The 291-nt window shown below is 74.9% G+C and carries 1 pseudogene; it reads right to left on the reverse strand.

The window, feature by feature from the left end:
* Positions 1–291, reverse strand: a pseudogene (locus tag IH13_RS0129015) (helix-turn-helix transcriptional regulator); the annotation flags it as partial.

A 291-nucleotide genomic window follows, 5' to 3' on the forward strand; every position in this document is an offset into this window, starting at 1 on the left:
GGCCGACCGCGGGTCGGCGTCGTCGGCCGCCAGTACGGTGTGCCGGTCGCGGCGGACGCTGTCGTGGCTGGCCTCGGCCAGGCGGGCGTGCAGGAGTCTGCGCGCGTCGTCCTGCAGCCGCGTGGTGAGTTCCGTGCCGATCGCGGAGGCGGTGAACCGCACGCTCCCGTCCGCACGTCCGATGTCGAGCAGTCCCGCTGCCTCGGCCTGGGTGAGGAGGGCCTCGGCTGCCGGGCCGGCGAGGCGGCCGAGTAGTTCGAGGTCGGGCCGGTCGTCCAGTGCGACGAACGT

This window comes from Streptomyces sp. NRRL WC-3549 (genome assembly GCF_000721935.1).
GTDB lineage: Bacteria > Actinomycetota > Actinomycetes > Streptomycetales > Streptomycetaceae > Streptomyces.